Annotated in this window: 6 protein-coding genes; 4 read left to right on the top strand and 2 right to left on the bottom strand. The window is 71.4% G+C overall.

What is annotated here, in order from left to right:
• The coding region (locus KUG38_RS16870) for a DUF8654 domain-containing protein (RefSeq protein WP_502988679.1) at positions 1–403 on the top strand (403 nt) is incomplete at its 5' end.
• A 22-nt stretch (positions 404–425) separates the two neighbouring features.
• Here KUG38_RS16870 and KUG38_RS04280 read toward each other — a convergent pair.
• A complete protein-coding gene (locus KUG38_RS04280; RefSeq protein ID WP_216919325.1) occupies positions 426–1,922 on the bottom strand; it encodes a RecQ family ATP-dependent DNA helicase in 1,497 nt (498 codons plus the stop codon).
• Positions 1,923–1,982: 60 nt separating this feature from the next.
• Positions 1,983–3,026, bottom strand: coding sequence for a hypothetical protein (locus tag KUG38_RS04275; protein ID WP_216919322.1), 1,044 nt, complete (start codon positions 3,024–3,026; stop codon positions 1,983–1,985).
• Between the two features lie 128 nt (positions 3,027–3,154).
• Between KUG38_RS04275 and KUG38_RS04270 the strand changes: the two genes are divergently transcribed.
• Genes KUG38_RS04270 through mtnC form a run of 3 tightly spaced genes read left to right on the top strand, consistent with a single transcriptional unit; the run spans position 3,155 to position 5,649 of the window.
• Positions 3,155–3,364: a photosystem I reaction center subunit IV gene (locus KUG38_RS04270; RefSeq protein WP_094587464.1), complete on the top strand. Its 210-nt coding sequence runs from the start codon at positions 3,155–3,157 to the stop codon at positions 3,362–3,364.
• A 43-nt stretch (positions 3,365–3,407) separates the two neighbouring features.
• Entirely contained in the window at positions 3,408–4,256 is an 849-nt protein-coding gene (locus tag KUG38_RS04265; protein WP_216919320.1) for a DNA-formamidopyrimidine glycosylase, read from the top strand.
• 43 nt (positions 4,257–4,299) lie between these two features.
• Positions 4,300–5,649, top strand: coding sequence for an acireductone synthase (gene mtnC, locus KUG38_RS17105; RefSeq protein WP_353617712.1), 1,350 nt, complete (start codon positions 4,300–4,302; stop codon positions 5,647–5,649).
• The last annotated feature ends 150 nt before the right edge of the window (positions 5,650–5,799 follow it).

Genomic DNA, 5,799 nt, shown 5'->3' with positions numbered 1-5,799 from the left:
GCCGACCGCGACGGCGGCCAAGCCTGCGCCGGCTCCGGCACAGACGCCAGCCGCCAGCCGCCCCGCCCCCAGCGTCGCCCGGGCCACCCCGGCACCAACGCCCCGACCCCAGCCCGCCACGGTGGCGGCCGCCCCCCGGCCCGCCAGCACCGCCACCCCCGGCAAGCCGGACTGGCGCAATTACGGCCCCCTGCAGGTGGACTGGGCCAACTGGCAGCCGATGGGCGGCAGCATGGTGGCCCCCACCCTCAATTCCCAGGGGGAATCCCTCTACCTGGCCGTCAACTGCAGCGCCCGCAAGCTCAACGCCACCAGCCAGGCCGGGCAGTGGAAGAGCTGGGACGACCCCCAGGCCGAATTCGAGCAGCAGCTGGTCTCCGACCTCTGCAAGGCCCGCAGCTGAGCGGCGGCCTGGGGCTGACGCTTCAGGCCGACCAGCGCAGGGGCCAGGGATCCCGCAGGTAACTCCGGCCCACCGGGCGCAGGTACAGGCGCTGGGCCCCGTCATCGCTCTCGCTGATCAGTTCCTCCTGCACCAGCCGGCGGGCCAGCCAGGCCCAGGAGGGTTCCTCCTCCCCGTGGGCACCGGCCAGGTCCTCGGCCAGGCTGCGCAGGTCGCGGCCGCTCCGGTCCTCCAGGGCGGAGAGCAGCACGGCGGCCTGCGGGGCCCAGTCGCTGCTGGACCGGGCCGAGAGGCAGTTGTCGCAGCGGCCACAGGGAGGGGAGATCTCCCCCACGGCCAGGAGCAGGGCCTGCTCCCGGCAGCCCTCCCCTTCGGCCACCGCCTCGATGCGCCGCAGTTGCTGCTGGGCCAGTTCGAGCCGGTGGCGCTCCAGCAGCCGCTGGTCGGGGGGCAGTTGCTGGCCGGCGGAGCGCATGGCCCAGCCCAGGCTGGTGCGATCGGCCGGATCGAAGAGCACCAGGCAACGGGCGGGCAGCCCGTCGCGGCCAGCCCGCCCGGATTCCTGCAGGTAGCCCTCGGCGCTGGCCGGGAGGTCGAGGTGCAGCACCAGCCCGACGTCGGGCCGGTCGACCCCCATGCCGAAGGCGACGGTGGCCACCAGGACCGGGGCAGGATGCTCCTGGAAATGGCGCAGGGCCAGCTGGCGGCTCTCGGGGTCCATGCCGGCGTGGTAGGCGATCGCCTCCACCCCGGCCGCCGTCAGGCGCGCGGCCCACTGCTCCACCGAGCGACGGGTGCGGGCATAGATCAGCACCGCCCCACGGGCCTCGCCGATCGCCGCCACCACCTCCGTCAGGGGATCGGCGGGGCGCCGCCGCATCGTGTAGGCGAGGTTGCCGCGGCGGGCCGATCGCACCTGCACCAGGGGCCGCCGCAGCTGCAGCAGCCGGATGATGTCGGCCCGCACCTGGGGGGCTGCGGTGGCGCTGAGGGCCACCAAAGGCACGCCCGGGCACAGCGCCCGCAGCTGGCCCAGGCGCCGGTAGTCGGGGCGGAAATCATGGCCCCAGGCGCTGATGCAGTGGGCCTCATCCACCGCCAGGGCCACCAGCCGGCCGGTCTCGAGGGCCTCGTCGAGTAGCTGGCGGGTGGCCTCCGCCTGGGCCCTCTCGGGGGCCAGGTAGAGCAGGCGCAGCCGGTTGGCCGCCAGGCGCTGCTGCAGCTGGCGGCGCTGCCCCGGATCCAGGCCCCGGTGCAGGCAGGCCGCGGGAATGCCCCGAGCCTGCAGCTGGCTCACCTGGTCCTGCATCAGGGCCACCAGCGGGGAGATCACCACCACCAGGCCGTCCCGCACCAGGGCGGGAAGCTGGAAGCAGAGCGACTTGCCGGCACCGGTGGGCAGCACCGCCAGACAGTCACGGCCGGCGAGCAGGGCTTCCACCACCGGGCGCTGACCGGGCCGGAAGCTCTCCCAGCCGAAATGGCGCTGCAGGCTTTCGGTGAGGGGATCAGCCCCCAAGCTCACTCCACCGCTGGTACCGCCAGACCCTAGCTCCCACCAGATGTGGGGGGCGCCTCTTCACTGCAACGGGGGCGGCTCCAGCTGGTCGGGGGACTCCTCCACCAGCTGCAGGCGCACCCGCTTGCCCCCGGCCAGTTCCCCCAGGGACACCCGCATGGTGGTGCCGCTGAGGCTCTGCAGCACGGTGAGCAGCTCCCGCAGATGGGGCGTGCTGCTGCCGCTCTCCACCCAGAGACGCTCCTGCAGGCCCCCCAGCCGGCGCCAGCTGGTGTGCAGCTTGAGCACGGCGCTCTCCAGGGCCTGGGCCTGGCCGACCGCATCGGCCAGGAGGCCCAGGGCATCAAGGCGCTGGGCCTCCTGCAGGGCTTTCTCCAGGTCGAGGTTGCCCTGCTGGAAGGCCCGCACCGCCAGGCCGGCCTCGGCCGCCTTGCTGAGCCAGCGGGCCGTGAGGGTCACATCCTTGACCCGCTCCAGCTCCGGTTCATCCCGCAGCACCCGACGCAGGTCGTCCTGCTGCTCCTCGGGCAGCTTGGCGAGTTCCCGCACCAGGGGCGCCACGGCCCGGGGAGGCAGCAGGTTGTCGGCGGTGCGCTGGCGGATCTCCTCCGGCAGCAGGGGGCTGGTGGCGGCGGTGAACTCATCGGTGAGCCGTCGCACCTGCTTGCGGGTGATCTGCTGGCCCTCGTTGGCCGCCTCGCTGATCATCAGCTGGACCTCCGGGTCCGCCTGGGCCGTCTCCAGGAAGGCCCGCTTGGAGAAGTTGTTGACGCTGGCCTCCTCCAGCAGGCCCTCGCCCACCAGGCCGTCGGCCGACTCCGCCAGCTGAATCAGGGTGTAGGCCCGGGTCTTGCTGATCTCCCGCTCCCGCAGCCACTGCAGGAAGCCGGTGCCGCGACCTTCGCCGCCCCGCCGTTCCCGGTCGCGCACCGAACGCAGGATGCGGCCTCGCCAGATTTCGGTCTGCAGGTCGAAACGGTCGCAGACGGCCCAGGCCTCCTCCAGCCGGGCCAGGAACTCCATCGTGCTGAGGGTGTCGCTCTCGGGATCGGGCAGATCCAGGCGCAGCTGGGGGGCCTCGGGCAGGGCCATGGACGGGACCATCGGCGGGGCCGGCGGTGGGTTCGGGGATGCTGCCACGGGGCCGGCAACGAACCGTGACATCGCCCGGGCACGGGCCCCTGATCGCCGGTAGTGTCGCTGCGCAGACCACCCGACCTTCCAGCCCAGCGATGGCCATCTCCCGCGGCGACAAAGTACGGATCAAGCGTCCCGAGTCCTACTGGTACAACGAAGTGGGCACCGTGGCGTCCGTGGACACCTCCGGCATCCGCTACCCGGTCGTGGTTCGCTTCGAGAAGGTGAACTACAACGGCTACAGCGGTTCCGACGGCGGCATCAACACCAACAACTTCGCCGAGAGCGAGCTCGTCAAGGCCTGAGCTTCGCGCCGGGCCCTCCACGCGCAGCCCTACGATCCCGGGCATGCCCGAGCTCCCGGAGGTCGAAACCGTACGCCGGGGGCTTGAACACCAGACGTCCGGTCTCGTCATCGACCGCGTTGAGGTGCTCCGCGCCCGTGCCATCGCCAGCCCCGAAGACCCTGCCGATTTCTGCAGGGCTCTTCGGGGCCTTTGCGTGGGCCGGTGGCACCGCCGCGGCAAGTACCTCTTGGCCGATCTCGAAGCCCCGGACGGCAGCCCCGCGGGCCGCTGGGGCGTTCACCTGCGCATGACCGGCCAGTTTCTCTGGCTGGCGGAGGACCGTCCCCCCTGCCCCCACACCCGGGTGCGCGTCTGGAGCGGGGGCGGAGAGGAACTGCGCTTCGTCGACACCCGCAGCTTCGGCCAGATGTGGTGGGTGCCGCCCGGGGTCGACGATGACGTGGTGATGGGTGGCCTGCGGCGCCTGGGACCCGAACCCTTCGCGACGGAGTTCAACGGGGCCTACCTGCGGCAGCGGCTGAAGGGCTCACGCCGGCCGATCAAGAACGCCCTGCTCGACCAGTCGCTGGTGGCGGGGGTGGGCAACATCTACGCCGATGAATCCCTGTTCGCGGCCGGGATCCTGCCCCAGACGCCCAGCGGCCGTCTGCCGCTGAGCCGCCTGGAGCGGCTGCACCTGGCCCTGGTGGAGGTGCTGGAGACCAGCATCGGCGCCGGTGGCACCACCTTCAGTGATTTCCGGGATCTGCAGGGCACCAATGGCAACTATGGCGGGCAGGCCTGGGTGTACCGCCGAGGCGGATCAGCCTGCCGCCGTTGCGGCACGGTGATCCTGCGCGAGAAGCTGGGGGGGCGCAGCAGTCACTGGTGCCCCCGCTGCCAGAGCTGACCAGGGGGCCCGCCCCCGCCGTTCCCTTCGTTCCCAAGCCCGCGTGACCAGCGCCCTCGCCGAACAGCTCAGCCAGACCATGGCGGCCGTCCATGCCCGCGGCTGGTGCGACGGCACCGGCGGCAACTTCAGCTGCGTTCTCGCGCGCGACCCCCTGGTTCTGCTGATGGCCCCCAGCGGCGTCGACAAGGGCACGGTCGCCCCGGAGGCCCTGATCCAGGTGGACGCCCATGGGCAGGTGGTGGCGGGCGACGGTCGGGCCAGTGCCGAGACCCTGCTGCATGTGGAAATCGTGGAGCGCACCGGCGCCGGTGCCGTGCTGCACACCCATTCCCACGCGGCCACCCTGCTCTCCGACTGGTGTCTGGGGGAGGGGAGGGACGCCGGGGGCCTGGCACTGCAGGGCATGGAAATGCTCAAGGGACTGGCGGGCATCGACAGCCATCGCCGCCGGGTGACGCTCCCGGTGCTGGCCAACGATCAGGACCTAGCGCGGCTCAGTGCCACCGCCGGCCCGCTGCTCGTGGACGCTCCCCATGGCCTGCTGATCGGCGGCCATGGTCTCTACGCCTGGGGGCGCGACCTGGCCGAAGCCCGTCGACACCTGGAAATCCTGGAGTGGCTGCTGGAGCAGCGCTGGCGCCGGCTGCTCCTCGAGGCCCTGGGCCAGCGGCATCCCAAGGCCAGCGGCATCCAGGCCGTGCTGCTCGACATCGAAGGCACCACCTGCCCGGTGCCCTTCGTGAGCCAGGTGCTCTTCCCATACGCCCGTGAGCGGCTCGATGGCTTTCTGCGGGCGGCGTCCGACGAGCCGGCACTGGCCCCGCTGGTCCAGGCGATCGATGCGGCCATGGCAGACACCGGCAACGACAGCAACCAAAGCGAGACAGTCAGCCACCTCAGGAGAGTCCGGTTCCTTCAGGAGCTGATCGATCAGGACCGCAAGCTGCCGGCCCTGAAGGAGCTGCAGGGCCTGATCTGGGATCAGGGGTATGCCAACGGGGAACTGCGCTGCCCCCTGTTCGAGGATGTGCCCCCGGTCCTGCGGGCCTGGCGACGCTACGGCCTGGAGCTGGCCGTCTACTCCTCCGGATCGGTGAAGGCCCAGAAGCTGCTGTACCGCCACAGCAACGCCGGCGATCTGAGCGGGCTGTTCAGCCACTGGTTCGATACGAGCACCGGGAGCAAGGGCGATGCCGCCAGCTACCGGGCCATCGCGGCCGCCATGGGTCTGGAGCCCGGGGCGATTCTCTTTGTGAGTGATGTCAGGGCCGAGCTGGAAGCCGCCCGAACCGCCGGGATGGCGACCCGCTTCAGCCGGCGCCAGGACAACCCGGAACAGGATCCCGGTCCCTTCGAGGCGATCACCAGCCTGGCGCAGATCCACGTCTGATCCCGCTCAGCGACAGGAACAGGGACGAAAGCGACGACGCCATGTCACGACAGAACCGTCGTCAGGGGGTTGGGCTGCAGCCACAACACACGCCAACAGAAAAGCCACCCTCCTCGGGTGGCTTCTCCTCATGGCCCCCCAAAGGGGACG

The sequence above is a fragment of the Synechococcus sp. CCAP 1479/9 genome, assembly GCF_019038535.1.
GTDB lineage: Bacteria > Cyanobacteriota > Cyanobacteriia > PCC-6307 > Cyanobiaceae > Cyanobium.
This window is presented reverse-complemented; position numbering and strand designations above follow the sequence as displayed.

Excerpts from the sequence above, each read along its gene's own strand:
- KUG38_RS04270 (WP_094587464.1), top strand. The coding sequence starts at position 3,155 with ATGGCCATCTCCCGCGGCGACAAAGTACGGATCAAGCGTCCCGAGTCC.
- KUG38_RS04265 (WP_216919320.1), top strand. The coding sequence starts at position 3,408 with ATGCCCGAGCTCCCGGAGGTCGAAACCGTACGCCGGGGGCTTGAACAC.
- KUG38_RS04275 (WP_216919322.1), bottom strand. The coding sequence starts at position 3,026 with ATGGTCCCGTCCATGGCCCTGCCCGAGGCCCCCCAGCTGCGCCTGGAT.